General features: G+C 41.6%; 33 protein-coding genes and 1 tRNA gene. All 34 read left to right on the top strand.

Going from position 1 to position 20,389, the window contains the following annotated elements; genetic code table 11:
• Positions 1 to 8 precede the first annotated feature (8 nt).
• The 34 genes from D8804_RS00275 (at position 9) to D8804_RS00110 (ending at position 20,377) form a co-directional block, all read left to right on the top strand.
• Positions 9 to 215 (top strand): hypothetical protein, encoded by a 207-nt coding sequence (locus D8804_RS00275; protein WP_125398431.1) that lies wholly within the window; start codon positions 9 to 11, stop codon positions 213 to 215.
• Entirely contained in the window at positions 208 to 468 is a 261-nt protein-coding gene (locus D8804_RS00270; protein WP_125398430.1) for a hypothetical protein, read from the top strand. Before D8804_RS00275 ends, D8804_RS00270 begins: the two co-directional genes overlap by 8 nt.
• A gap of 235 nt (positions 469 to 703) precedes the next feature.
• Positions 704 to 883: a hypothetical protein gene (locus tag D8804_RS00265; protein ID WP_125398429.1), complete on the top strand. Its 180-nt coding sequence runs from the start codon at positions 704 to 706 to the stop codon at positions 881 to 883.
• A complete protein-coding gene (locus D8804_RS00260; RefSeq protein ID WP_125398428.1) occupies positions 883 to 1,812 on the top strand; it encodes a recombinase RecT in 930 nt (309 codons plus the stop codon). Before D8804_RS00265 ends, D8804_RS00260 begins: the two co-directional genes overlap by 1 nt.
• A gap of 1 nt (position 1,813) precedes the next feature.
• Entirely contained in the window at positions 1,814 to 3,010 is a 1,197-nt protein-coding gene (locus D8804_RS00255) for a DUF1351 domain-containing protein (RefSeq protein WP_125398427.1), read from the top strand.
• The gene (locus tag D8804_RS00250; RefSeq protein ID WP_125398426.1) at positions 3,007 to 3,819 is read left to right on the top strand and encodes a PD-(D/E)XK nuclease-like domain-containing protein; all 813 of its coding nucleotides are present in this window, start codon (positions 3,007 to 3,009) and stop codon (positions 3,817 to 3,819) included. The genes D8804_RS00255 and D8804_RS00250 overlap by 4 nt, the downstream gene beginning before the upstream one ends.
• Complete coding sequence (locus tag D8804_RS00245) at positions 3,819 to 4,064, top strand: hypothetical protein (RefSeq protein WP_042902472.1); 246 nt, start codon at positions 3,819 to 3,821, stop codon at positions 4,062 to 4,064. The genes D8804_RS00250 and D8804_RS00245 overlap by 1 nt, the downstream gene beginning before the upstream one ends.
• A gap of 16 nt (positions 4,065 to 4,080) precedes the next feature.
• Positions 4,081 to 4,596, top strand: coding sequence for a hypothetical protein (locus D8804_RS00240; protein ID WP_125398425.1), 516 nt, complete (start codon positions 4,081 to 4,083; stop codon positions 4,594 to 4,596).
• Positions 4,597 to 4,763: 167 nt separating this feature from the next.
• Entirely contained in the window at positions 4,764 to 5,159 is a 396-nt protein-coding gene (locus D8804_RS00235) for a Cas9 inhibitor AcrIIA9 family protein (RefSeq protein WP_125398424.1), read from the top strand.
• Positions 5,156 to 6,499 carry a PcfJ domain-containing protein gene (locus D8804_RS00230; protein WP_125398423.1) on the top strand — a complete coding sequence of 448 codons (1,344 nt, stop codon included), beginning with the start codon at positions 5,156 to 5,158 and terminating at the stop codon, positions 6,497 to 6,499. The genes D8804_RS00235 and D8804_RS00230 overlap by 4 nt, the downstream gene beginning before the upstream one ends.
• Positions 6,500 to 6,512: 13 nt before the next feature.
• Positions 6,513 to 6,845, top strand: a complete 333-nt coding sequence (locus tag D8804_RS00225) for a hypothetical protein (RefSeq protein WP_125398422.1) — start codon at positions 6,513 to 6,515, stop codon at positions 6,843 to 6,845.
• Entirely contained in the window at positions 6,842 to 7,357 is a 516-nt protein-coding gene (locus D8804_RS00220) for a RuvC family protein (RefSeq protein ID WP_125398421.1), read from the top strand. Before D8804_RS00225 ends, D8804_RS00220 begins: the two co-directional genes overlap by 4 nt.
• A gap of 12 nt (positions 7,358 to 7,369) precedes the next feature.
• Positions 7,370 to 7,927, top strand: coding sequence for a DUF1642 domain-containing protein (locus tag D8804_RS00215; protein WP_125398420.1), 558 nt, complete (start codon positions 7,370 to 7,372; stop codon positions 7,925 to 7,927).
• Complete coding sequence (locus tag D8804_RS00210) at positions 7,920 to 8,156, top strand: hypothetical protein (RefSeq protein ID WP_049490376.1); 237 nt, start codon at positions 7,920 to 7,922, stop codon at positions 8,154 to 8,156. The genes D8804_RS00215 and D8804_RS00210 overlap by 8 nt, the downstream gene beginning before the upstream one ends.
• Before the next feature lie 15 nt (positions 8,157 to 8,171).
• A complete protein-coding gene (locus tag D8804_RS00205; RefSeq protein WP_125398419.1) occupies positions 8,172 to 8,543 on the top strand; it encodes a hypothetical protein in 372 nt (123 codons plus the stop codon).
• A 133-nt stretch (positions 8,544 to 8,676) separates the two neighbouring features.
• Entirely contained in the window at positions 8,677 to 8,994 is a 318-nt protein-coding gene (locus D8804_RS00200; protein ID WP_125398418.1) for a hypothetical protein, read from the top strand.
• A 112-nt stretch (positions 8,995 to 9,106) separates the two neighbouring features.
• The gene (locus D8804_RS00195; protein WP_125398535.1) at positions 9,107 to 9,481 is read left to right on the top strand and encodes a DUF1492 domain-containing protein; all 375 of its coding nucleotides are present in this window, start codon (positions 9,107 to 9,109) and stop codon (positions 9,479 to 9,481) included.
• Positions 9,482 to 9,701: 220 nt separating this feature from the next.
• A tRNA-OTHER gene (locus D8804_RS00190) sits at positions 9,702 to 9,780 on the top strand.
• Between the two features lie 185 nt (positions 9,781 to 9,965).
• On the top strand, positions 9,966 to 10,457 hold the full coding sequence (locus D8804_RS00185) for a terminase small subunit (protein ID WP_125398417.1): 492 nt from the start codon (positions 9,966 to 9,968) through the stop codon (positions 10,455 to 10,457).
• On the top strand, positions 10,441 to 11,736 hold the full coding sequence (locus tag D8804_RS00180) for a PBSX family phage terminase large subunit (RefSeq protein ID WP_125398416.1): 1,296 nt from the start codon (positions 10,441 to 10,443) through the stop codon (positions 11,734 to 11,736). The genes D8804_RS00185 and D8804_RS00180 overlap by 17 nt, the downstream gene beginning before the upstream one ends.
• 17 nt (positions 11,737 to 11,753) lie before the next feature.
• Positions 11,754 to 13,262, top strand: a complete 1,509-nt coding sequence (locus D8804_RS00175) for a phage portal protein (protein WP_125398415.1) — start codon at positions 11,754 to 11,756, stop codon at positions 13,260 to 13,262.
• A 110-nt stretch (positions 13,263 to 13,372) separates the two neighbouring features.
• Positions 13,373 to 15,022 (top strand): phage minor capsid protein, encoded by a 1,650-nt coding sequence (locus D8804_RS00170; RefSeq protein ID WP_125398414.1) that lies wholly within the window; start codon positions 13,373 to 13,375, stop codon positions 15,020 to 15,022.
• Positions 15,019 to 15,300, top strand: a complete 282-nt coding sequence (locus tag D8804_RS00165; protein ID WP_125398413.1) for a hypothetical protein — start codon at positions 15,019 to 15,021, stop codon at positions 15,298 to 15,300. Before D8804_RS00170 ends, D8804_RS00165 begins: the two co-directional genes overlap by 4 nt.
• A gap of 142 nt (positions 15,301 to 15,442) precedes the next feature.
• Positions 15,443 to 16,012, top strand: coding sequence for a hypothetical protein (locus tag D8804_RS00160; protein WP_125398412.1), 570 nt, complete (start codon positions 15,443 to 15,445; stop codon positions 16,010 to 16,012).
• A 14-nt stretch (positions 16,013 to 16,026) separates the two neighbouring features.
• A complete protein-coding gene (locus D8804_RS00155; RefSeq protein ID WP_125398411.1) occupies positions 16,027 to 16,899 on the top strand; it encodes a hypothetical protein in 873 nt (290 codons plus the stop codon).
• A gap of 14 nt (positions 16,900 to 16,913) precedes the next feature.
• Positions 16,914 to 17,162: a Rho termination factor N-terminal domain-containing protein gene (locus tag D8804_RS00150; RefSeq protein WP_125398410.1), complete on the top strand. Its 249-nt coding sequence runs from the start codon at positions 16,914 to 16,916 to the stop codon at positions 17,160 to 17,162.
• A complete protein-coding gene (locus tag D8804_RS00145) occupies positions 17,149 to 17,349 on the top strand; it encodes a hypothetical protein (RefSeq protein ID WP_084911694.1) in 201 nt (66 codons plus the stop codon). Before D8804_RS00150 ends, D8804_RS00145 begins: the two co-directional genes overlap by 14 nt.
• 12 nt (positions 17,350 to 17,361) lie before the next feature.
• Positions 17,362 to 17,763 carry a head-tail connector protein gene (locus tag D8804_RS00140; protein ID WP_125398409.1) on the top strand — a complete coding sequence of 134 codons (402 nt, stop codon included), beginning with the start codon at positions 17,362 to 17,364 and terminating at the stop codon, positions 17,761 to 17,763.
• Complete coding sequence (locus tag D8804_RS00135) at positions 17,753 to 18,085, top strand: putative minor capsid protein (RefSeq protein ID WP_125398408.1); 333 nt, start codon at positions 17,753 to 17,755, stop codon at positions 18,083 to 18,085. Before D8804_RS00140 ends, D8804_RS00135 begins: the two co-directional genes overlap by 11 nt.
• Positions 18,085 to 18,477: a minor capsid protein gene (locus D8804_RS00130; RefSeq protein ID WP_125398407.1), complete on the top strand. Its 393-nt coding sequence runs from the start codon at positions 18,085 to 18,087 to the stop codon at positions 18,475 to 18,477. The genes D8804_RS00135 and D8804_RS00130 overlap by 1 nt, the downstream gene beginning before the upstream one ends.
• Positions 18,477 to 18,878 (top strand): minor capsid protein, encoded by a 402-nt coding sequence (locus tag D8804_RS00125; protein ID WP_125398406.1) that lies wholly within the window; start codon positions 18,477 to 18,479, stop codon positions 18,876 to 18,878. Before D8804_RS00130 ends, D8804_RS00125 begins: the two co-directional genes overlap by 1 nt.
• Positions 18,878 to 19,339, top strand: a complete 462-nt coding sequence (locus tag D8804_RS00120; protein ID WP_125398405.1) for a phage tail tube protein — start codon at positions 18,878 to 18,880, stop codon at positions 19,337 to 19,339. Before D8804_RS00125 ends, D8804_RS00120 begins: the two co-directional genes overlap by 1 nt.
• A gap of 49 nt (positions 19,340 to 19,388) precedes the next feature.
• Positions 19,389 to 19,748 carry a 4a-hydroxytetrahydrobiopterin dehydratase family protein gene (locus D8804_RS00115; protein ID WP_125398404.1) on the top strand — a complete coding sequence of 120 codons (360 nt, stop codon included), beginning with the start codon at positions 19,389 to 19,391 and terminating at the stop codon, positions 19,746 to 19,748.
• Positions 19,748 to 20,377 (top strand): Gp15 family bacteriophage protein, encoded by a 630-nt coding sequence (locus tag D8804_RS00110; RefSeq protein WP_260472314.1) that lies wholly within the window; start codon positions 19,748 to 19,750, stop codon positions 20,375 to 20,377. Before D8804_RS00115 ends, D8804_RS00110 begins: the two co-directional genes overlap by 1 nt.
• Positions 20,378 to 20,389: the final 12 nt, after the last annotated feature.

Below are 20,389 nucleotides of genomic sequence, written 5' to 3'. Positions count from 1 at the left end.
GAGAAAATATGAAATTACTTACCAAGTTAAAACTCAGACTTGAAGGAATCATCAAGGAAGTGAGTCTTGACTGGAGAGAGGTTGCTATTGAGACCAGCAATGATCTATTTGAAGAGCGCAAGCGTCGCTTTGCTTTCGAGCAAGAAAACTACGATTTGAAGCAACAGTTGGCAGTTTATAAAGAAAAAGAACAGATGGGAGAACAATATGTTTAAAGCAATTCGCACAATCAAAAAAATCAAACAACTTCAGAAAGAAATACACGCTTTCAGCCTTGCCTTTTTGGCTCTGCAAGAAATCGGCTTGATGCCAGAGACTGAAAGAAGCAAGGCGAAGGCTCAAACAATGCACGATGTAAGCCACGTGCTCAAGGACGTCCTGGACGGCAAGTCGGTAGATGAAGCGATGAAGCGTCTAAATAGCGAAGTGAAAATTGAAGAGGTGGAGCAGGAAGATGACCAGAATTGAACTTGAGAACCGTGTGTGGCTTTTGGCCAATCATGAAGAAAAAAACGAATTGCTGGATCTCGGTTTGACGTCCAAAGCTAGATATGTGAAACGAGTCCTGGAACTCGGAAAGGTGTATGCTCATGTTTGATTATGACAGAGATATGATGCAACCGCCTGAACCACGAGAAGAACTTGACCCTAGCGAGTATGTGGATATCGGATGCGGTCGGCGTCGATATGTAGGTGATGAAATATGATCCAGGAACTACACGCAGAAATTGATAACTGGCGGGCTGAATATATTCATCTTGGCCGAGAACTCGGGCAGATTATCAACGACCAACAAGATATTATTTTAAAATTGCAAAACAAAAACAGACGCTTGAAGCGTGAGAATTGGAATCTTAAGAAAACGAAAGGTAGAAGAAAATAATGGCAAATGAAATAGCTAAATTCGACACATTGACACCACAACAGGCATTCAAAAGTCCAGCAGCGTTAGAAAGATTTAAGTCGGTATTGGACGGGAGTGAGGCACAATTCGTTGCAAGTTTGTTGTCAATTATAAACAACAATAGTTATTTGGCCCAGGCTACAAATACAAGTATCATGAACGCAGCCATGAAAGCAGCAACTTTGAAGCTACCGATTGAGCCAAGCCTTGGAATGGCGTATGTAGTACCGTATAACCGAAGCGAGAAGCGCGGAAATACTTGGGTGAAAATAAATGAAGCTCAATTCCAGATGGGTTATAAAGGTTTCATTCAATTGGCTCAACGGAGTGGGCAAATCAGGAATATAAACTGCGATGTCGTCTACAAAGAAGAGTTTTTGCGGTACGACAAAGTTTACGGCACATTGCATCTAACGGATGAGCAAGTTGATAGCGGAGAGGTCGAAGGATATTTTGCAAGTTTGGAATTGATCAATGGATTCCGAAAAATGATTTTCTGGAAAAAAGAAAAGGTTATAGCACATGCTCAGAAATATTCTAAAACCTACGACAAGCAGATTGGAGATTTTAAACCAGGAACACCTTGGAAAACTGAATTTGACGCTATGGCTCAAAAAACGCTCATAAAAGAGCTTTTGAGCAAGTATGCGCCACTTTCAATCGAATTACAAAAGGCTATTCTGGCCGATAACGAGGATTCGAATGTAAATGAAGTGAAGAGAGCGAAGGACGTCACACCTCAAGAGCCGGAAAATCTCTCTGATTTGCTGAGCGCTCCAGAGGAAGCAGAGCAGGCTAAAGATGTTACACCTCTTGAAGATGACGCTCAAAATTTAGCTACCGAAAAAAATACGAATTTCGACGAAGAAACAGGCCAAATGGACATGCTAGAAGGTGAGGATTTCTAAAATGACTGAAGAATTGAAAGATGTAACGGATAGCCTCGAGCTCGTTCCAGTAACGGATTTAGAAGTCGGCTTTGTCCTGAAAGCGGCTGAAATCGAAATCCAAGGCAAGGAGGTTTTGGAACAAGCTTTAGCAGCATATCAAAAGAAATACGCTGGCTATATCGTAACAGAAGAAACTTTGTCAGATGACACCAAGGTTAAAGACGAATTGGGACGAGTGCAACGTCAGATTGAACAAGAACTCAAAAACCAACTGAAAGACTACTCTAATCCGTTGGACGAAGTGAAAGCATGGGTTAATACTGTCCTAGACCCTATCAAAACTTTGCAGGCTGACATCAAAAATCAAATTAAAGAATTTGAAGAGAGAGCGACAGAAGCTCGCAAGGAAACAGTCAGAGAAGCTTTTGAATCTGCAATCGCAGATAGCGGAGTTGATCTCGATATCAAGCTGTTTGCTATTTACTTTGACGATTTTAGCAAGAAAAAGTGCTTCATGGCTGACAATGTGCGGATCAATCAAGCGACCTCTAAGATGATTGTTGATTTGGTCGCAGAAGAAGCAACCAAAAAACAGCAACGCGAGGCCGGACTTATCCAGATAACAGAAGCAGCTGCCAAGGCCGGCTTTGGCCCAGTTGTCTATATCCGACTTTATGAAGGGGGCGCCAAGCTGGAGGATATCCTGCAAGCTATTTTAGACGATAAAGACCTGGCAGACAAAGCCAAGGCGGAGGAAGAGCTTAAAAAGCGTATCGAGGAAATGACAGCCATTGCAGAGGATAATGATCTAGCTCCTCAAAAATACGTTGATATGCTCAAAGAAGGTAAATCAGTTTTGGATGTTATCAATGTCCTGCACGCAGATGCAGCTGAAATGAGACAAGCTCAAGCGGAAGCAGAACGAAACACTCAGAATCAATCCTACACCCAAAATCAGCCAGAATTTGAGCCTGAAACGAGTTCGGAGGGTAATAGTGCCCACGAACAAGGAGTAGGCCAAAAATCGCAAAATATGGCTTCTGATGATGTGGCTAAAAAATATGGTTATCGATACCAAAATATGGAAATTATTTTCCCTGAAAAAAATATGCGTCAAGTCAAAGAGCAATTCAAGGCTATTTCTCAAGAGTTAGGGATTATTGTCCGAGTAATGCCTGAAATGGCAAGCAAGGCTGAAAGGGTGGAAATGGAATGACAATGGATTTACTTGGTAAAGACTACTATTCAGCAGCTTCAGCACGTCGCTACTGGTCTATCTCGCAATATAAGCGATTTAGAGAGTGCGAAGCACGGGCGTTAGCGGAGCTGGAAGGAGAATGGGAAGACCAGAGAGACAACACAGCTCTCTTGGTCGGGAACATGGTCCACAGCTATTTTGAAAGTCCAGAAGTACATAAGAAATTTATGGATGAAAACGCAGATGCCATGATTTCAAAATCCGGAAAGACCAAAGGTCAGTTAAAATCTGACTTCTTGGTCGGCCAGCGCATGATTGAGCGACTGGAGGCCGACAAGCAATTTATGGAGTTTTATGTCGGTCAGAAAGAGGTTGCTGTCACAGGCGAAATCGAAGGAGTGGAATTCAAAGGTAAGATTGACTGCCTCAATGTTGAAAAAGGGTATTTCGTGGATATTAAGACCACGAAATCTGACATTGATAGTATGGTCTGGGTTCAGGATGAAGCAAGCGGACGAAATATTCAAGTCCGCTGGTTCGAGGCTTGGGGATATGTCCTTCAAATGGCTGCTTACAAGAAGATGCTGGAAAATCAGTACGGCAAAGAGTTCACCCCTATTATTTACGCAGTGACGAAAGAGTCGACGCCTGATACCCGGGCGATTGTTTTCCAATCGCAGGAAAAACTCGACTATGAGCTGACTGAGCTGTCTATGCTGATTCAGCATCTTGATAAGGTCAAGCGAGGCGAAGAGAAGGCGAAGCCGTGCGGTCATTGCGAATACTGCAAAACGAAAGCGCTGAGTCAACGTGTGGAGGTGGTCTGATGACTGATCCCCAAATTATGAGAGTCGATAGAGAAACATACAAGCTAGGCAAGCGGTCATCCCACTTTTGGTCTAGCAATAAAGAGTTGAAATTCTATGAGATTAGGTGTAACTGGGGTGTCAATAGACAGACACAGGCTTTCTATCATGTTTTGGCATATAGTCGCACCCAAGCCGAAGAAATGGCTGTGAAAGAATATGCAAGAACCCATCATATTACCGAAAAATGGGTAGTAATCTTTTAGAAAAAGCGAGGAAAGAATGAAAATCTATATTGAACAAGATGACGTAAAATTGAGTTTTGAACGAGCGCAGGAACTTGATTATCAAACCTTATTCAAAGCCTATCAGATGATCACAGGGTCTGACGAAATTCTTGAGGATTTAAGTCAGAAAGATCCCGAGAATGCAGGGGCCGTTTTAAAAATTGATGCTGAGAAGTTAGCTGAAATTGATCCTGTCAATATCAAAGCAGCGAAGGACAAGTTATCTGCAAAATTTAGCGGAAGCACAGCGATTTCGCAGAAACCAAGCGAGAAGGTAGATGTTGATTTGCAATGCCCGTTTTGTGGATGTGCGAAGCGGTGGAAAGTCCCATCTTACTTTACATTCATGAATTGCCCTGACTGCCAAGGCTCAATTTTCTTGTCTTGGGCGACGGGAGTCAAAGGCGAATTGGATGACAATGGATTTTATTTCAGAGGGGACAGCCCGATGAAGTTCAAAGAGCAGACAGATGAATTCGAGGATATGTTTGCTGTTGAAAAATCAAAATAACCCAAAACCAACTATTTCCAAAATGGAAACAACTCAAAATTAAACAAGCCGTGTATTCTTGTAAAACTGCGAACTAGAAAACGTCAATGAAGGTCATGTGACCTTGGACGAGCGACTGCCCGTATTTAGCCAATTATCACAAAGGCAGTCGCATTTTTTGAAATGAAATGAATGAAATCAAAGAAAAAGCTCTGGCCAAGTTACTAGAGGAAATGAAGAAGGACCATGGACCAGCTGAGGACGCTATCCACAATTGGATTTGTGATCAAGAAGACGAGAAACTCTTTGAAGGGGTTTTGGCCGACAAGAAATCCATCAAAGAAGCTTTGAAATATTGTGCAAATCAAGCTAAAAGCCATAAGTCGGGATCTTGTGCGATGGTAGACGACTCTACTGTATTTGGCTGGGTCTATAAGTATTTTACTGGCAAAACTAAAAAGGTCGAGGCTATCCATGCAACTGTAGTAGTCGGCCAACAACCTGAAAAACCAAAATCTAAAAAAGTCAAAAAACAGAAAAATGTTATTGACGGTCAGCTCGATTTATTCGGAGAATTAGCATGACAAAAAATCAAAAAATTATTGATGGACGTTTGAAACCGCCCCAAAAATTCTTCGACTGGTGCTATTCGCAGATCTCGACCATCAAATGGTCTAACAAATCTCAAACGATTCAGAGCGACCGGACAGGTTGCAGAGTAATTGAAAAAAGGTTGACAAAGTCGAGCAGATTAGACTTTTACGATAAATTCTACAGTTTTGCAATTGTGCTTGTGACGTGCAAACGAATTGAAATTCAATCGTACGGATTCTGGTCGCGATATACGAATGGCAAGCAATCTATCAGGATGCAACTTACAAACTTTGAGCAGATGAGCGACAATCGAGTCATACAACTAACCGAAAGGTACGGAGTCTACACTCCAGGTCTGACTCCTAATTTTACAGGACAAGGGGCTTACTCAGGGACAGTGTTCTTTGAAAACAATTGGGAAAATAAGATTCGAGAGATTTCTGAATTGAAGTATTTAGAATTTCCTTGTGGATTATGCTACTACCATTTGCCGCACATGTATAAATACCGCTCTGAAATCGAGTTCCTGCAGAAAATAAATGCCTGGAGGATGGCTATAGACCTTGCTTATGATGTTATGGAATATGACGGATGGCATGTGAGAAAGGCGGTTGATTGCCGTGTCGTAACAAAGAAATGGCTTCATGAAAATAAACGATTTTTCAAAAATACGGATAGGTCCTTCAGAGATTACGAGCTAGAACGTCGCATCAAATCACGAGGTGGTACGCTTGCTCCTGGGATTGAAAAAGTCCTGACTTATCAAGACATCAACAAAATCCCAAAAGCTGCCAAAATGAACAGGTTCCAGAATTGGTTCTTAAAAAACAAAGTTAATTTTGATTACTATGTAGACTATATCAGCATGTTGAACGAGCTCAATGTTTCTATCGATACTGACAATCTCATCATGCCAAAAGATTTGGTCAAAGCGCATGACAATGCAGTTAAATTGCTTATTCAGCACAAGAGCGAGATTGAACAGCGCAAGTTCGAGAAGCGCCAGAAATCTTTGGCCAAATACGAGAAAGTGGTAGGCCAGTATCTCTTTAAGCCAGCGTATAATTCGGGAGAATTGATTTTGGAAGGAAAGGCGCTATCTCATTGTGTTGGAAGTGCTAGATATACTCAAGATCATGCAAACGGCAAAACAACAATCATATTCGTTAGGTCAAAAGATGAACCAGACAAGCCGTTTTTCACTATGGAATACCAATCAGGACGGATTATCCAAATCAGAGGCAAGCACAATTTATCGGCTCCGGAGAATATCCGGCAAGCTGCAGAACAATGGCTGGTAGAAATCAACAAAAATACAAAACACGCATAAAGGAGAAAAATAAATGCTAAATAAAATCGACATACCAGGAACAAGTATCACACTAGAAATCGTAGATAAGAACATCACGATTACAAACAAAATTGAATATGATATGCAGATGCATTTCAGAAATACGGATGCAGATGCTTCTCTCGATACAAGCGGCGACGTGTTCGAGCCTCTCTATTGGCTAGACATCAGGGTAACGCCGAAAACGCCAACAGAGTATCATACGAGCCTTGGAGTCAAGAGGGAGAAACGCCACTTGGCCGAACTTCAGAAGTTCTTTGAGTTCATTGAGAACAACAAGCGAAATCTCTTTGACCTCTGTGGAATCAAGGGAGAGTTGCAATGAAATCTCTGACATTATCGTTAGACATTTCAACTACTGCGACAGGATGGGCCGTATTTCACGGCTCTGACCTTGTCCAGAGTGGTGTCTTAAAACATAAAAGCAAGTCTTTCTTTGAGCGTGGTCGGTTCATGGCTAGCGAACTGCGAGCGATTCAATCGAGAGCGCTCCAGAAGTATGACTGCCATTTTGAATCGATTGTGGTCGAGAAAAACTCGGTCATGGGTCCTAATCAGCAGTCTATGATCAGCATCGGAATTGTGACAGGGATTATTCTTGGACGGTTAGTCGCTGACAATGTGTATTTTGTGAATGTTTCGACTTGGCGCAAGTATTGGAAGTTCAGCTATAAAGACCGAAGTAAGAAATCAATGAAGTTGCAGGCAGTTGCTAAAGTGGCCGATGGTTTTTGTCTGAACGTCAAAGATGACGAAGCAGATGCAATCCTGATTGGCTCGTATTTCGTAAGCCACGGCCACGAATTTGGTGAACTGGAAAGTCACAAGATAAGTTAAGGAGCAGGAAGAATGAAGAAACAGGAATTGATTAAGAAGTATAAAGAATATGAAAATGGTTTATTTGATATTGGAGCAAAGGCAGCTTGTCAGCTATTCTTAAAAGATTTGGAACAACTAGACGAGCCTGAAAAAGTGAAAATCCCACAATTTGTGGCGGTTTGGATTGAGGTTTGTAAAGAAAATTTGACGACTAGTCTATATACTGCTATGAATCCAAACTTTATGAAAGAAAACAACCAAAGTTTCGATTTAATATTATGGATTAAAAAGACGAGCAACCAAGAAACATTCGCTCGAGCGTGGCTGGACGGCTATACAGTTGAGGAGGAGAAAAAATACAAAATAACACTTCTAAACAGAAATGACGGGGACTTATATCTCGTCAACCAAAATGCTGACTTAGCAGATAAATACGGACATTTTTCTCCCGTAGTGCTTCTTTTTACAAAATGCACTAATTTTTCAAAAAAGTGCTACGAACTTACGAAGAAAGATGTAGTTTCGTATGATTTCGGCTGGGTATTCGATTGTCCAGGAATCAAGATCGAGGAGGTGAAAGATGAGTGACTTTCTAAAAGGTATTGGAGCAGTAACATTGATGTTATCAACAGCTGCAGTCGTTTTTCTTGCTATTTGCGGGCTTATTGAATGGTATTTTACATGGGTATTTTCAATTTTTCCAATCAAACCTTATTTAATACCAGTTTTGTTAGTGCATTCTTTCCTTTTTGGAGGGTTGGTATTCCTTGTAGGAAGTTTAGTTGAACTAATCGGCAAAAGGAAATCTAAAAGATAAAATATAGGAGGTAAAATGAAACCTTGTAAATATCCATATTCAGGAAGAAGAAAAGGGCAAAAAGTCTCGTCGCCATTATTTTCTGCACGACCAATTTTTAACGAGATTCCAATTGTAGAAGAGGTCAAAGTTGATTTCGGAGTTGAAGCTAATTTTGGGCGTTCATATCCAGAAATGGTAATACATTTAGATATTTCTGGGTATGGTAATAGAGTACATTCAGTGCATCGCTTCCCTGGCATCTTCCTTACTGTTGGTGAATCAATTCAACTAAAGATACTCTTTTATAGAAGGATTAGAAATTTGACCGCAGATCGTTTTTTGACCTTTAGAGAATCTGATTGGAAGTTTCTTATCAGCGATCTGGTCAATGAATTTGTGCGTTAGAAAGTTAGTGAGGAGAAACAATGAGACCAAAAAAATATCCGTACACAGGGAGCAAAAGTACATCTAAGCTATGAAAAGACGATGAGGATACTCAATAGCTACTAAAAAAAAATAATTTTTTGGAGGTAAAGAAATGACACTAATTGATGAGGTGAAACGATTAAATTCAGAGAGTCACGCTAAATGGTTTGAGAGGTATTTTAAGGAATACAACCTAGAACAAAAAATAAAAGTATCAGCCCAGCAAGGCTATACAGGTCATTTAATTAATGTGTTATCGGTTAGAGATGAATACATTAAACGTCGCTTAGATGATACAAAGACGATAGAAGCAATAAAACAACTGCTAGGGCCAGGTTTTTTAGTGGAATACAAACTATACTATTCTAAAGATTTATTCAGCGGTTCTGAGTATGTTTCTGACAAGAAAATTCATATTTCTTGGGCATAAAAAAAGCCAAGGCACTCTCTACCTCAGCTAAATTCCTAATAAGATTATTATATCACAAAGGAGACAGAGAGTGAAGGCTAAAGAGCTCTTGAAAGAGTTGCAGGATCTGGATATGGACATTCAAAGCCGTATAGATGAAATCAAAGAACTTGAGGCTGGTTTGCTCTCAAGTCCTAAGTGGACAGACGTCAAAGTCCAAGGCGGTCAAACTAGAAAAGTTGATGACGTCTATACTCAGCTTGTAGTGATGAAACAGGCTATAGAACAGGATACTAAAAAGGTTATCAACAGAAAGCTTGAACTAGGTAGAATGATCAATAGGCTTAAAAATCCAAAAAGTAGGTCCGTCCTTAGAATGACTTACATTACTAAGACATACATTGAGGATATTTGCGACAATTTGAGAATTAGTAAGGCAACCTATTACAGATTACGCAAACAGGCTGAGTCTGAACTAGAGGAGACTATCATAGACAAAGTGAGCTAAAGTGAGTGCGCATGAAGTCTAAAATCTGTTAGAATGGTAGTATCAATAATTAAACAAAGGCACCTTAGGCAACCGCCTAGAAAAGCTTCTGAAAAACTGCTGGCTTGGGTTACCAGTGGCGATAGAGTAGGATGTTTTAATATCGCAAAAAAGACTACAAAAAATAAAAAAGAAAAAAGTAATTTCTAATTAACACGCAAGTCTGTAGTCTACTTGCAGTTGGAACGTAGCTCAGTTGGTGGAGCGATATGACTATAAAGGGTCTGAAACGTAGGCAGGTTCGAGTCCTGTCGTTCCAATTGTATCTCTGTGAGTAGCTATCACAATAGGGGTACAGGGCGGTAATTAGATTTAGGCTGATTAACCTGTAGGACAGAGATAAAGTAGCGCTATATAAGGCTCTGGTGGGGGAGGCACCCACTTACCGCATACAGTCACTCTTTGAGTGGCTTTTTATTTTGTCGGAAAGGAGGTAGTCCGGTGAGTGGATAAATTAACCCCAAAACAAGAGCTATTTGTCCAAGGGATAATCTCCGGACTATCTCAAAGACAAGCATATAGACAGGCTTACAAAGCCGAAAAAATGAGCGATGCAGTAGTTGACAATAAAGCATCTGCTATTTTCAATAAGGGTGAGGTAAGGGTTAGGTATCGTGAGTTACTCAAACAGTTCTCGAACATGTCCTTATGGTCCAGAGAACAGGCTTTTAACGAGTATGAATGGCTTAAAAACAAGGCTAGAGCAAGTATCGAGAATGAAGGTATTAGACAAGCTAATTCAAATGCCTTTCTTTCAGCTTTGGATGGCATGAACAATATGGCGTGGAAAGACTTTGAGTTGACAGATGAGAAAATCAGACAAGAGATTGAATTGCTCAAAATCAAGATTGAGAGAAATCAAGACTCTAAGTCCGATACTACTCTCATGGAAGCTCTCTTAAATGCGGTAAAAGGTGGTGATGAGGTTGAAGATTGATTTTTCAAACAAACAACTCAACATCATTCGTAGGCCGTTCAACTATGAGCTTGAGGTCAACGAGGGCACGCCTCGAAGTGGTAAGACAACTGCTGGTCATTTCAGATACGCAAGATATTTGATTGAGTCACCAGACGAAAACCATTTGATAGCTGCATACAATCAAGAGCAAGCCTACCGTCTGTTTATCGACGGTGACGGTACAGGTCTGATGCACATCTTCGATGGTAATTGCAAAATCAAGCATGATGAGCACGGAGACCACCTCTTAATCAATACCCCCAGCGGAACTAAACGAGTTTACTACAAAGGTGGAGGTAAAGCCAACAGTGTGGGAGCTATCACTGGTATGTCACTAGGATCGGTAGTCTTTTGTGAGATAAACCTACTGAATATGGATTTTATTCAGGAAGCATTCAGACGGACGTGGGCTGCTAAACTACGCTATCATCTAGCTGACCTGAACCCTCCAGCTCCACAACATCCAGTCATTAAGGATGTATTTGACGTTCAAAACACACGCTGGACGCATTGGACCATGGACGACAATCCGATTCTGTCTGAAGAGCGTAAGCAATCTATTATTCAATCGCTTAAGAAAAATCCTTATCTCTACAAGAGAGACGTGCTCGGTCAGCGTGTCATGCCTCAGGGCGTTATTTATGGCCTGTTTGACCTTGAAAAGAACATCAAGGACAACTTGGTAGGCGAACCTATGGAAATGTATTTCAACGGTGATGGTGGACAATCTGACGCCACCTCAATGTCTTGTAACATCGTTACTAAGCACAGAGAGGACGGCAGAACCTTTTTTAGGCTCAATCGTGTAGCTCATTACTATCATAGTGGTGCTGAGACTGGCCAAGTAAAGGCTATGTCTACTTATGCTGTCGAGCTTCGAGCGTTTATTCAGTGGTGTGTTAGCAAGTATCAAATGCGCTATACCGATGTCTGGATTGACCCAGCGTGTAGATCCTTACGAGAGGAATTGCACAAGCTAGGGATTCAGACAAGAGGGGCTTTGAATAATGCTCACGATGTCAGCAGTAAAGCGAAAGGTATCGAGGTAGGGATTGAACGTGGCCAGAACATTATATCTTCAGGTCAGTTCTTGCTTATCAATCATCAAGAAGAAGAGTACGACCATTACTATTTCTTGAAAGAGATTGGTCTTTATAGCCGTGACGATAACGGCCGACCAATTGATAAAGATAACCACGCAATGGACGAGTTCAGATATAGTGTGAACGTATTCTATAAGCGTTACGCTAATTTTTAGCAATAAGGAGCCGATAAATGGGCATTATTCAATTTGTCAAAAATCTATTGAAGAGAGGACAGTACGCAATGACTACAGAAAGTCTAGCAAGTATCACAGACCATCCTAAAATCGCAGTGACAAGCGCAGAGTATCGTCGGATCAACGAGAATTTAAGATACTATCAGAGCAACGCTGACAAAATCACTTACATAAATACAGACGGAGCCAAGAAGCAAAGAGAAGCAACTCATTTGCCAATCGCTCGAACCGCTGCTAAGAAGATTGCAAGCCTGGTATTCAATGAACAAGCTTCGATTAAATTGGACGATAAAGAAGCAAACACATTCATTCAAGAAACCTTGAAGAATGACCGCTTTAACAAGAACTTTGAGCGCTATCTTGAGAGCTGTTTGGCCCTTGGAGGTCTTGCCATGAGGCCTTATGTGGATAATGGACGAGTGAGAGTGTCATTCGTTCAAGCGCCTGTCTTTTTGCCGTTGCAAAGCAACACGCAAGACATTTCAAGCGCTGCTATTGTCACTAAGACGATTAAGGCTTCAGGTCAGAAGAACATCTACTACACGTTGATTGAGTTCCACGAGTGGTCAAGCGACGGGAAGTACATCATCACTAACGAACTATACAGGTCTGAAAGCTCTGAACAAGTAGGTGGACGTGTTCCTCTAGCTGAAGTCTACGAGGATCTAGAAGAACAAGTTGAACTAGACGGTCTAACAAGACCGCTTTTTTCATACCTTAAACCTCCAGGTATGAACAACAAGGACATCAATTCGCCTCTAGGCTTGTCTATCTTCGACAATGCCAAGAGCACGATTGATTTCATTAATACGACCTATGACGAGTTCAAGTGGGAAGTTAAGATGGGCCAACGCAGAGTGGCAGTTCCTGAGAACCTTACAGAAACTCGAATGGTCAACATTGACGGAGACGCCCAGCTTGTCAAGCGGTTTGATACAGAGCAGAATGTCTACTTGCGCTTATCTACTAGCGACATGGATGGTGGAAGCATCACAGACTTGACTACTGCAATCAGAGCAGATGATTACATCAAGACCATTAACGAAGGCCTAGCGCTTTTTGAAATGCTCCTAGGTGTATCGGCTGGAATGTTTACATTTGACGGGCAGAGCTTGAAGACTGCGACAGAGGTCGTTTCTGAAAACTCGGATACCTATCAAATGAGAAACAGCATTGTAAGCTTGGTTGAGCAGTCTTTGAAAGAGTTGATTATCTCAATCTGTGAGCTCGGCAGCCTTTACGGTCTATACAACGGCCCGATTCCTCAAATGGAGAAGATTGCAATCAATCTCGATGACGGAGTATTCACAGACAAGAACAACGAGCTTGATTATTGGACCAAGGCTTTGGCCAGTGGCATTGTCAGCAAGGCTCACGCTATCCAGAAAGCTTTCAACATGTCAGAGCTTGACGCCAAGAAAATGATTCAGGCAATCAATCAGGAAACGATGGACACGGCTAACAGTCAGCGAACACAAGAGGATATTGATATCTATGGAGAATGATTAAATGAACCTAATTCAACATCTAAGGTCGTTTATAGGACTTGAAAGCCCCTCACTAGGACGGAGAATACTAGCAAAAAAAATGGTAGAAGGAATAGAAGAGGCTATCCATGGTAAAAAAGAAGAGACCACCAATCCAGTTCAATGACGAGCAACTGCTGCTTCAAGCGAGCAATGTCGCAGATATTTATCATCAGTTAGCCTTGGATTTGTTTGACAACGTGGTTGAACGTGTGACGGAACGTGGCACTGTCTATCTTGATAAGCAACCGTACATCTGGCAACTCGAGAAGATGCAACAGATGCACATGCTGAACGAGGAGAACCTGAAGCTAATCTCTAAATACTCTGGAGTCGCTGAAGAGCAACTACGCTATATCGTCGAAAATGAGGGTTTGAAGCTCTACACGGACACGAAGCAACAACTCATGGAAGATTTAGGGCGTGGATCTGCAGGAAATAGCAATCACATTCAAGAAATTCTTGCTGACTATGCAAGTCAAGCCGTCGGAGATATCCACAACCTAATCAACACAACGCTTCCTAAAGCCGTTATCGGTGCTTATCAAGGCATCATTGAACAATCTGTCGCTAGAGTGGTCACAGGCTTGTCAACGGCAGATAAAGCCATCTCTGACACGGTCATGAAGTGGCAAGAGAAAGGTTTTCAAGGTTTCAAAGATAGCGCTGGACGTAACTGGAAGATAGACAACTACGCTCGAACAGTCATCAAGACGACAACCTATCGAACTTATCGAGAAATGCGAACAAGACCAGCTGAAGAGCTGGGCGTTGATACCTTTTATTTTTCAAAAAAGGCGTCAGCTCGCAAGTCGTGCGCCCCTTTGCAACATGAGATAGTAACGACTGGCCGGGCTAGGGTCGAACATGGCGAGAAGATTTTAGCTTTGTCAGATTATGGTTACGGTCGGCCTGAAGGGTGCCTTGGTATTAACTGTGGCCACATGCTAACTCCGTTCATCCCAGGAGCGAACTACAAGCCAGATTTGGGCGAGGACGTTGAGTCAGTTAGTCCAGAGCAAGCGATAGAGAATGCTAACGCCGAAGCTAAGCAGAGAGCTCTAGAACGGTCTATCAGAGCGAATAAGGAAAAACTACACGTCGCTGAGAAATTAGGCGATAAAGAACTGATAGACAAGTACAAGAGTAAGATAGGCACTCAAAACGCTGCTTTGAAAGATTACATCGATAAGCACCCATCCCTGAAACGGGATGAGGAAAGAGAAAGATATCGCTACAATGATGATGCAGTCCAAAAGTTATACAAAACTATTGACAAACGCTCCAAAAAGGAGTATTCTGAAATACTACAAAATTTAGGGAATAAAGCACCTAAATCTTATAGTGATTTTCAGGCTCTAAGCCACTCTGAAAAAGACTCCTTGAGGCATGATAATAGGATTGTCAATTATTTCAAAGGGGACATTCAAGAGAAACTGTCTGACAAGCAGAAACAGCAGGCGGTGGAGGCTTACTTTAATTTCAAAAATGCTGGCATAACGTTTGGAGACCATGCAATAGCACGCTACATAGAACGTATGAGGCGCAAAGACGGCACGTTTGCTTATAATTATGAAACAGTAAAGACAGCCTTTTCTCTACCACCTAATTATGTATCGGAGCAGAATGGCAGACTTGCAAGATACTATAACGGTATCCTCTATATCACTGAGCCTGATACAGATATTGTAGTAACTATGATGAAACGTAAAAAACTGAAAGGATTTAAACCATTATGAAATACAGCCAACAAGTATTAGACATGCTAGAGCAAGCTGTCAATGGTCGGATTGATAATTTTTGGGATTTCTCCTTCAAGTTTAACGCCTTTTTCGGAGAAGATGAAGACTTTGCCGAGGCTTGGGACAATGAAAACCCTGAAATGTTTGACGCTCTCAATGACTTTGAGCTGATGATGTTCTTAGAGGAACATGACCCAAGTGATAAGCAAGGATTTATCAATTTCCTAACGCCATACTATGAACAGGTAAAACAGTTAGTAAAACTTAGCGCTTAGAACAATCTAGGCGCTTTTTTCATGCAATAAATTGCTATAAACCACTATAAACCGTGTCGAAATCGAGGCGGTTTTTTTGCTTGCCTTTATCCGCAGGCGGTAAAGAACGGAAGATAATACCTAATTTTAGGAGGACGGAAGAATGGCAGAAGACATTCAAACACAAGCTGACCAGTCGGCAAATACTGGAGAAACCACTGAGTCGCAAACTCAAGAACAACCTGTCAAGACATTCACTCAAGATGAGGTGACTGGTCTTGTAGCTAAGGAGTCAAGAAAAGCACAAGAGAAAATCTTCAAAAGCCTAGGATTCGAAGATGTCAAAAGTGCTAAAGAAGGGCTTCAACAACTCAAAGAGTGGAAAGACTCACAGAAGAGTGAGGCTGAGAAACAGTCAGAAGCGCTTGCCACTAAAGAGAAAGAACTGGAACAGGCTTTATCGGATAAGAAAAATCTAGAAGCTAAGTTGTCAGCTTTAACTTTGGGAGTAAATGCCGAATCTGTAGACGATGTCATCACTCTATCTGCTCGTTTGGTATCCGATGAGGTGTCTATTGAAGATGCTATTGGCCAAGTATTGCAGAAATATCCTCAGTTTGGTCGCACAGAGCAAGTCGAGGAGAAAAAGCCGACATTTTCGGCCGGAGGAAATCCAACGGCTGGAACGAATCAAGAAGATGCCTTTTTAAAGGCTCTAGGATTAAACAACTAACAGGAGAATGATCAATGACAATTAACTACATCACTAAACACGAGGGCACCTTTGAAAAGAAATTGATGCAAGGCGCACTTACAAGCATTTTGGAAACACCACAAGTAAACTGGTTGGGCGCTAAGTCGTTCGAATTGCCGACTATTTCAGTGACTGGCTACAAAGCGCATACTCGCTCTAAAGGCTACAACGCTGGTACAGTTTCAAACGACAAGAAAGTCTACACGCTCGGATTTGACCGCGACGTCGAGTTCTTCGTGGATGCTGCAGACGTTGACGAAACCAACCAAGAACTTTCAGCTGCTAACGTATCTAACACATTCATCACAGAACACGCAACTCCCGAAGTGGACGCTTACCGCTTCTCTAAAATTGCTACAGAAGCTATCACAAACAGCCACTTCAAGTCGGAAGATGATCTGTCAGAAGTGAACATCTACACCAAATTGAAAGATGCCCTTTTGCCAGTTCGTAAATACGGCGCTAAAAACATCGTTATGTATGTTTCTAGCGAGGTTATGGATTTCTTGGAACGTTCTAAAGAGTTCACACGCTCAATCGCTACTACGTCGCCTCAAGGAATCGATACTCGTGTCACTTCACTTGACGGAGTTCAGCTTATCGAAGTTTGGGACGATGCACGCTTCAAGACTAAGTTTGACTTCACTGAAGGCTTTGTCAAGGCTTCAGACGGTAAAAACATTAACTTCTTGATCGTTGCTAAACCAGCAGTAATTGCCAAGGCTAAGTTCAACTCAATCTATCTTTTCGCCCCTGGTCAACACACAGAAGGTGACGGATACTTGTATCAAAACCGTTTGTATCATGACCTTTTCGTCTTGCAATCAAAACAAGACGGAGTCTATGTTTCTCACAAATCTGCTTAATAAGGAGGTAGAAAATGCGTAAGTATGAAAAAGGGAATCAAGTCTATACCGTGCAAGAAGGCAGCTTGCTTGAAGCCCAGCTAACCGCTGATGGATTTGAAGAAGTGATTGAAGACGGCCAAATCTCAGAGATTTTGGCTACTCATTCGCTTACGGACATGACTTTGGCAGAGTTGAAAGCTCTTGCTAAAGAGCGAGGGTTTGAGGGCTATTCAAACAAGACCAAAGATGAACTATTGGAGGTGCTAAATGGCCAAATTTAAAGCAAAATTGAACGCTTATCTAGCTAAGTCTGACCGTCATTTTGACAAAGGGCAAGAATACGAGCTAGATCAAGACGAAGCTAATCGAATCAATGGCCTGTTTAATGAGGTGATTGGTGAAGATTGCTTCGAACTCGTTGAAGAGCCTAAGCAAGATCTAGTTGAGGTGGGGACATCCACCTTTTAAGGAGGTGATTAGATGGCTTACTTAACTAAAGAGGAGTTCGAGAAGCTCGAATTTGAGGTCGAGGGAGACTTTGACAAGCTTTTAAAACGAGCGGAACTCGCTATCGATGCTTATACCAGGGGTTTCTATTCTCTAAATAGCTTTGATAACGACAATAAAGCTCGCAAGAAGGCAGTTAAACGAGCTACAGCCTTTCAGATTGCTTATTTGGATAGTTCTGGCATCATGACAGCAGAAGATAGACAATCTATTGCGAGTATGTCAGTAGGACGGACATCTATAAGCTATCGCACAGGCTCTCAGAATGGCTCGGGTTCACTTTCTTTAGCTGAGAGGTATAATTTATCGAGAGACGCTGAAAACTGGCTGAGAATGGCAGGATTTGGCTCAGCGAGGGTTGATTATGATAGATAAACGAATGCTAACTGATTCAGTGACTATCAAAAAGCCTGTTGGTGAGGATGATTGGGGGAAAGAGGCTTACTCTGCCCCTCTTTTATTGTCACCTTGCAAATTCGATAGGTCCTTTTCTCATTCTGGAACAGGAAACCATCGTAGCGAGTCCAACTCTTCAACCGTGATTGTCTATCACAAATACTGCCCTGTAAAACTCGACAAGAGTTTTGTGGGAGGTGTTGTAGAAGAGGACGGCGTCAGCTACGTTGTGAAAAACATCATACCGCAATATCATCCTTTGACCAAAAAGCTTTTAGCTTATGAAATCGAGGTGATTTGATGGGCGGTGTTAATGTTAAGATAGACCTTTCAGGAGTTGAGAAGAAAGTATCTCCAGAGAATTTCGCTAAAGGGAAGTTAGCTATTGCTAACCAGATGCTGATGGACATGAAGCGATTTGTCCCAAAACGAAGAGGGGATCTACGGTCTAGCGGACATGTTCGACAAGACTCGATTGTCTATGCGACACCTTACGCCAGATTGCTTTATTATGGCAAGAAGCGAAAGGGTTTCTTTTCGGATAAACAAAGAAAGTTTTTCTTTGCGAACAAGAAGAGATTGCTGAGCCAAAAACCAACACCAGGAACAGGTCCAAGATGGGATAAGAAAGCCTCCGCTCTTTATGCAAAGAATTGGGCAGAGGTCGGTGCCAAAGCAATGGGAGTTAAATAATGCACGAAAATGACTTTTCAGAGGTCTTGCTGGAGCATATCAAAAGTGTTCAAACCAAAATCCCTTCAAAACACGGCTATTTAGACGAGAAAGAGGGATTGGTCGTCTATCCTCTCCCTGGCGGAGATGTGGTGGATGAGGACATGGCAGGGACGCAGATTGTGGACCTACCTTTTGAGATTGCAATCAAGTCAAAAGACCAGAAATTAATTGATACTACACTATGGCAGATTAACACTGCCTTATCAAAAATTGGCTTGGAATTACCGAGCAAAAACAATTCATATAACTATTTAGGCCTTGAAGTCAAGAAACCGTACTTAAACGATTTAGATGAACAAGGCTTTTACACTTATTTGCTGGACGTGACAGCAAATCTTGAAATCGAAAGGAAAGAATAATGCCAAAAAATAAAAACGCACTACGAAAACACTACATCGGACCTTACAAAGAAGCTACTCCAGACACCCCACCAACAGCAGAAGATTATCTTTGGCTTGCTAAAGGTCTGAAGTCATCTTCACCAGAAAACAACGAAGAAACAGACGACTCTGCATACTTTGACGGTGACGGTACCAAGGAAGAAATGGTGATTTCTAAAACACGAGGACGCACATTTGAAGGTCATCGTGATTACTCAGATAAAGCTCAAAACTTTGTTGCTGACAAGGAAGATGAGGTCGGTGATGATCTCGTTGTTTGGTACAAGGAAGTCTCATCTGATGGCAAAACTCAAAAAGAGGGGTTGGCTCGTCTTTCTGAAATTGAAATTGGAGATGGTGAAGCGTCTGAACTCGAAACAATCAAATTCAAGATTATTTGGACCCGCAAACCTAAGAAATCAGCTGTAGTACCAGGATAATCCGAGGCGTGAAATATCACGCCTTTTTATTTTTGAAAGGAGCACAAACATGGTAGTCATTAAAAAAGCTAGTAACATCATCCCTATTGATTTCGGGGAATTTCAATTGGAGTACATTGCGAACGACAGGGGTGTGAAAGAACTCGATAAGTTCCGTGAAGACCTATCAAAAACATGGAAGAAAATTGAAAAGCTTTCTGACGAGAAAATCGCAGAAAAAGCCAAAGAACTTGTAGAAAATGGCTGGACTCAATTATTTGGGGATAATGCATTTGAAAAAGTCTATAAATTCGCAGACGAGGATACAACTATTGCCTTTAACTATCTGATGCAGGCTATTCTTGGGATTCAGAAAGAATATAAAGAGCGCAATTCAGAAGAAGCGTTCAAGAAATATTTAGAGGGTTAATGATGCTAGATCTATCACGAAAATTAACAGATGAGTTGGTTATAGGTGATAAGATCTACTCTCTCAATATGTCCTTTGATAACATCATCAGACTCTTTGAAATGTGGTGTGATGAAGAAATACCTGAACAGGTTAAGCCTTTCTTTGCTTTAAAAATGCTTTCAGGAGATGGCTTCGGGTCGTTCTCGATTGAAGATGCTATGGATATCTTTCAACAGGTTTTCGAGGAACATATTCAATTGAAATCGCTGAAAGATGTATCTGTCGAGTACGACTTGGCTGGAAATGTGATGAAAAAAGAACATTCTAGTCAAACCAATGAACCACCTGTGTATGACATTTCTTTAGATGGTGATTTTATATACGCAAGCTTCATGCAAGCTTACGGCATTGATTTGCTTGAAGAAAGAGGGAAGTTGCACTGGAAGAAGTTTAATGCATTGTTGTCAGGGTTGCCAGAAGGCACTAAATTCGTTGAAGTCATCAAAATTAGGAAGTACAAGCCACGAAAGGGCGACTCTCAGGCTTACATCGATGAAATGATGAAGTTAAAGAAAGAGTATGCGTTGCCTGATTCTGAAAATTATGATGATGAAGAAGACGAAGGTTATTACTACGAAATGGATTAGGAAGGAGGTGGT

The sequence above is a fragment of the Streptococcus oralis genome, from assembly GCF_003944215.1.
Classification (GTDB): domain Bacteria; phylum Bacillota; class Bacilli; order Lactobacillales; family Streptococcaceae; genus Streptococcus; species Streptococcus oralis_BI.
This window is presented reverse-complemented; position numbering and strand designations above follow the sequence as displayed.

Excerpts from the sequence above, each read along its gene's own strand:
- D8804_RS00195 (WP_125398535.1), top strand. The coding sequence starts at position 9,107 with ATGGACATTCAAAGCCGTATAGATGAAATCAAAGAACTTGAGGCTGGT.
- D8804_RS00270 (WP_125398430.1), top strand. The coding sequence starts at position 208 with ATGTTTAAAGCAATTCGCACAATCAAAAAAATCAAACAACTTCAGAAA.
- D8804_RS00275 (WP_125398431.1), top strand. The coding sequence starts at position 9 with ATGAAATTACTTACCAAGTTAAAACTCAGACTTGAAGGAATCATCAAG.
- D8804_RS00125 (WP_125398406.1), top strand. The coding sequence starts at position 18,477 with ATGCACGAAAATGACTTTTCAGAGGTCTTGCTGGAGCATATCAAAAGT.
- D8804_RS00225 (WP_125398422.1), top strand. The coding sequence starts at position 6,513 with ATGCTAAATAAAATCGACATACCAGGAACAAGTATCACACTAGAAATC.
- D8804_RS00200 (WP_125398418.1), top strand. The coding sequence starts at position 8,677 with ATGACACTAATTGATGAGGTGAAACGATTAAATTCAGAGAGTCACGCT.
- D8804_RS00255 (WP_125398427.1), top strand. The coding sequence starts at position 1,814 with ATGACTGAAGAATTGAAAGATGTAACGGATAGCCTCGAGCTCGTTCCA.
- D8804_RS00175 (WP_125398415.1), top strand. The coding sequence starts at position 11,754 with ATGGGCATTATTCAATTTGTCAAAAATCTATTGAAGAGAGGACAGTAC.
- D8804_RS00120 (WP_125398405.1), top strand. The coding sequence starts at position 18,878 with ATGCCAAAAAATAAAAACGCACTACGAAAACACTACATCGGACCTTAC.
- D8804_RS00110 (WP_260472314.1), top strand. The coding sequence starts at position 19,748 with ATGATGCTAGATCTATCACGAAAATTAACAGATGAGTTGGTTATAGGT.
- D8804_RS00180 (WP_125398416.1), top strand. The coding sequence starts at position 10,441 with ATGAGGTTGAAGATTGATTTTTCAAACAAACAACTCAACATCATTCGT.
- D8804_RS00140 (WP_125398409.1), top strand. The coding sequence starts at position 17,362 with ATGGCTTACTTAACTAAAGAGGAGTTCGAGAAGCTCGAATTTGAGGTC.
- D8804_RS00265 (WP_125398429.1), top strand. The coding sequence starts at position 704 with ATGATCCAGGAACTACACGCAGAAATTGATAACTGGCGGGCTGAATAT.
- D8804_RS00150 (WP_125398410.1), top strand. The coding sequence starts at position 16,914 with ATGCGTAAGTATGAAAAAGGGAATCAAGTCTATACCGTGCAAGAAGGC.
- D8804_RS00160 (WP_125398412.1), top strand. The coding sequence starts at position 15,443 with ATGGCAGAAGACATTCAAACACAAGCTGACCAGTCGGCAAATACTGGA.
- D8804_RS00220 (WP_125398421.1), top strand. The coding sequence starts at position 6,842 with ATGAAATCTCTGACATTATCGTTAGACATTTCAACTACTGCGACAGGA.
- D8804_RS00205 (WP_125398419.1), top strand. The coding sequence starts at position 8,172 with ATGAAACCTTGTAAATATCCATATTCAGGAAGAAGAAAAGGGCAAAAA.
- D8804_RS00250 (WP_125398426.1), top strand. The coding sequence starts at position 3,007 with ATGACAATGGATTTACTTGGTAAAGACTACTATTCAGCAGCTTCAGCA.
- D8804_RS00115 (WP_125398404.1), top strand. The coding sequence starts at position 19,389 with ATGGTAGTCATTAAAAAAGCTAGTAACATCATCCCTATTGATTTCGGG.
- D8804_RS00245 (WP_042902472.1), top strand. The coding sequence starts at position 3,819 with ATGACTGATCCCCAAATTATGAGAGTCGATAGAGAAACATACAAGCTA.
- D8804_RS00135 (WP_125398408.1), top strand. The coding sequence starts at position 17,753 with ATGATAGATAAACGAATGCTAACTGATTCAGTGACTATCAAAAAGCCT.
- D8804_RS00235 (WP_125398424.1), top strand. The coding sequence starts at position 4,764 with ATGAATGAAATCAAAGAAAAAGCTCTGGCCAAGTTACTAGAGGAAATG.
- D8804_RS00240 (WP_125398425.1), top strand. The coding sequence starts at position 4,081 with ATGAAAATCTATATTGAACAAGATGACGTAAAATTGAGTTTTGAACGA.
- D8804_RS00155 (WP_125398411.1), top strand. The coding sequence starts at position 16,027 with ATGACAATTAACTACATCACTAAACACGAGGGCACCTTTGAAAAGAAA.
- D8804_RS00130 (WP_125398407.1), top strand. The coding sequence starts at position 18,085 with ATGGGCGGTGTTAATGTTAAGATAGACCTTTCAGGAGTTGAGAAGAAA.
- D8804_RS00260 (WP_125398428.1), top strand. The coding sequence starts at position 883 with ATGGCAAATGAAATAGCTAAATTCGACACATTGACACCACAACAGGCA.
- D8804_RS00210 (WP_049490376.1), top strand. The coding sequence starts at position 7,920 with ATGAGTGACTTTCTAAAAGGTATTGGAGCAGTAACATTGATGTTATCA.
- D8804_RS00145 (WP_084911694.1), top strand. The coding sequence starts at position 17,149 with ATGGCCAAATTTAAAGCAAAATTGAACGCTTATCTAGCTAAGTCTGAC.
- D8804_RS00230 (WP_125398423.1), top strand. The coding sequence starts at position 5,156 with ATGACAAAAAATCAAAAAATTATTGATGGACGTTTGAAACCGCCCCAA.
- D8804_RS00215 (WP_125398420.1), top strand. The coding sequence starts at position 7,370 with ATGAAGAAACAGGAATTGATTAAGAAGTATAAAGAATATGAAAATGGT.
- D8804_RS00165 (WP_125398413.1), top strand. The coding sequence starts at position 15,019 with ATGAAATACAGCCAACAAGTATTAGACATGCTAGAGCAAGCTGTCAAT.
- D8804_RS00170 (WP_125398414.1), top strand. The coding sequence starts at position 13,373 with ATGGTAAAAAAGAAGAGACCACCAATCCAGTTCAATGACGAGCAACTG.